3 protein-coding genes are annotated in these 2,672 nt (G+C 68.1%); all 3 read right to left on the reverse strand.

What is annotated here, in order from left to right:
- Positions 1-1,174 (reverse strand): DnaA ATPase domain-containing protein (locus tag RMO97_RS08390; RefSeq protein WP_310540294.1); only part of this gene is annotated, 1,174 nt, incomplete at its 3' end.
- Positions 1,175-1,584: 410 nt separating this feature from the next.
- Entirely contained in the window at positions 1,585-1,854 is a 270-nt protein-coding gene (gene rpsT / locus RMO97_RS08395) for a 30S ribosomal protein S20 (RefSeq protein ID WP_293497186.1), read from the reverse strand.
- A gap of 104 nt (positions 1,855-1,958) precedes the next feature.
- Positions 1,959-2,543 carry a GDSL-type esterase/lipase family protein gene (locus RMO97_RS08400; protein ID WP_310540296.1) on the reverse strand — a complete coding sequence of 195 codons (585 nt, stop codon included), beginning with the start codon at positions 2,541-2,543 and terminating at the stop codon, positions 1,959-1,961.
- Between the last annotated feature and the right edge of the window lie 129 nt (positions 2,544-2,672).

Genomic DNA, 2,672 nt, shown 5'->3' on the forward strand with positions numbered 1-2,672 from the left:
CCGTGACCCGCTTCTCGGTGCAGGAGAGGTTGGGGCGCAGGATGGCCTGGGCCTCGTCCAGGGACAGGCGGGCGACTTCGCCCCCCACCCGGGCCACCAGGGTGTTCAGGGCCCCCTCCAGCTCGCGCACGCTGTCGGTGAAGCGGTCGGCGAGGAATTCCAGCACCTCGGCCTTGGCCGAGGGGACAAAGCGGCCCTGGCCGGCCAGGGTGGCCAGCTTCCGCTCCAGAATACCTAAGCGCAGGGTGCGGTCGGCGGGCTCGATGCCGCAGACCAGACCGGCCTGCAGGTGGCTGCGCAGGCGCGGCTCCATTTCCGAGAGTTCGGCCGGGGAGCGGTCGGCGGTCATCACCACCCGGCGGCCGTCCTCGATCAGCGCCATCAGGGTGTGGAACAGCTCCTCCTGGGTGGAGGTCTTGCCGGCCACGAACTGCACGTCGTCGATCAGCAGCAAATCGGCGTTGCGCAGCTCCTCCTTGAAGGCCGCGGTCTGGCGGTCCTGCACGGCCTTGACGAAGGTGGAGGTGAAGCGCTCGGCGGTCAGATAGACCACGCGCTTGCCCGGCGCCGTCCGCATGGCCTCCCAGGCCATGGCGTTCAGCAGGTGGGTCTTCCCGAAGCCGTAGGGGCCGTGGAAGAGCACGGGATTGAAGTGGCCGTCGGCCCAGGAGGCCACCCGGCGGGCGACCGCGAAGGCGAACTCGTTGGCGGGTCCGGCGACGAAGGTGTCGAAGGAAAAGCGTTCCTGCAGGCCCTGCTGACGCGCGGCGCGCGGCGCCGTCACGTCGACCTCGATTTCGATGACACCGGTTTCCGCTGGCGCGACGGCGACAGCCGCCGCAGGAGCGGAAGTCGAGCCCATGGGCGACGCCGGGGCGGCCTGGTCGAATTCCATGCGCGACTTCAGGTCCAGGGCGCGACCCATGGGGTCGTTCTGGGCCCACAGTTCGCCGATACGGCGCCAGGCATGGCGGCGGATCCAGTCGCGCGCCACGCCGGTGGCGGCCACCAGGCACACATCGTCACCGCGCTCGCGCAGGGCGGCCTGGCCGAGCCAGGACCCAAAGGTGGCTTCCCCCAGCTCGCGCTTCAGCGCCACGCAGGTCTTCGTCCAGACAGCGCCAGCGGCCGCCTCCGCCATCTCGCCCGCAATGCCCCCGGTTGTCATCGTCATCACCAACATCACCTGCCCGCCCGGTCTGAGGCCCCGCGCCTTACCGGATCTTTGTTCAACAAACACAAGTTCTTAGCCGGCGAGAAGCTAGACTCCTCCCGCCGCTGATTTTCATCCGAGATGGGATGGAAGAACGCGCCTAAGACCTGAACACTAGTCAGCGGGCCGGGGGGGTCAACGCAGATTCTTCGCAGCTCAAGTCGATATTTTCGTTGACTCAAATCGACCCCTCGCGTGGCAAGGGAATCCTGATTTCGACCTTCCGTTAACTGAGAACATTCGTCGCAGGGGTGCGAGCGAAATGCTGCAGCGCACGAAAACACCCGCCGGTCTTTCGACCAGCGGGCGCGTCAGAATAACGAATTATTTCAGCTAGATAGCTGCCGGGCTATACGCCCGGCGCCGCGACCTTAGGCAGCGGCCATCTTCTTGAGCTGAGCGGCCAGGCGGGACACTTTCCGCGAGCCGGTGTTCTTGTGGACGACGCCCTTGGTGACGGCGCGCATCAGCTCCGACTGGGCCTCGACGAAGGCGGCCTTGGCGGCGGCGGCGTCGCCCGAGGTCAGGGCCTCTTCAAACTTGCGCAGATAGGTCCGCACGCGCGAGCGGCGGGCCTTGTTGACTTCGGTGCGGCGTTCGATCTTACGAACGGCCTTCTTGGCGCCAGGCGTGTTGGCCATGCTTCAGCTCTCAAAACGGCTCGCGCCCGAACCTGCGCTCGGGCGGGTAAATTGGAGGCGGGGATATACGGGAAGGCGTCTGCCGGGTCAATGCGCCCCGGACGCTATTCTCCGCCTTCGGTAAACCGTCGCCAGGCGGGGTGGGCGGAGATCAGATCGGCCATCTGCTGATAGCCCGCCGCGCCGGGGTGGGCGCCGTCCCAGGCGGCGGCCTCGGTCTGCCACAGGCCGCCGGCTATCAGGGGCTGGAAGACGTCGATGAAGGGGACCTGCAGCCGGGCGCACAGGGCCAGCAGGGCGGCGTTGAGGGCCTCGGCGCGGGCGCAGACGCCCGGATCGACCACTGGGGGCGGCCCCACCATCAGGACCGGCGCCAGGGCGCGCGCGCCGGTCAGCATGGCGCGCGCGTTCTTCAGGGTCTCCGCCACCGCCACCCGGGGCGCGCCGTCCACCAGATGGCTGTCGTTGCAGCCGAAGGAGAAGACCAGGCGCATGGGCTCGTAGTCCACCAGCCGCAGCCGCGCCTCGCCCTCCCAGCGCGCCGCCAGCATGTCGGAGGTCTCGCGCCGGACGCCCAGATTATAGAGGCTGATCTCGCGGCGTCCGGCGATCGCCCGCCCCACCCAGCCCAGGTGGTCCGGATCCCCGGCCCCGACGACGAAGCTCTCTCCGAAGGCGATCAGCCGCATTTCAACACCGCTCATCCCGGCGCAGGCCGGGACCCAGATTCGTCAGCGGGCCATCAGGACGGGACCCGTTCGTGTGGTTCGTGTGGTTCGTGGTTCCAAATCTTATGGCGGCGCGGCTGCACAGGCCCA

The organism is Phenylobacterium sp. (assembly GCF_031425575.1).
Lineage (GTDB): Bacteria > Pseudomonadota > Alphaproteobacteria > Caulobacterales > Caulobacteraceae > Phenylobacterium.

Excerpts from the sequence above, each read along its gene's own strand:
- rpsT (WP_293497186.1), bottom strand. The coding sequence starts at position 1,854 with ATGGCCAACACGCCTGGCGCCAAGAAGGCCGTTCGTAAGATCGAACGC.
- RMO97_RS08400 (WP_310540296.1), bottom strand. The coding sequence starts at position 2,543 with ATGCGGCTGATCGCCTTCGGAGAGAGCTTCGTCGTCGGGGCCGGGGAT.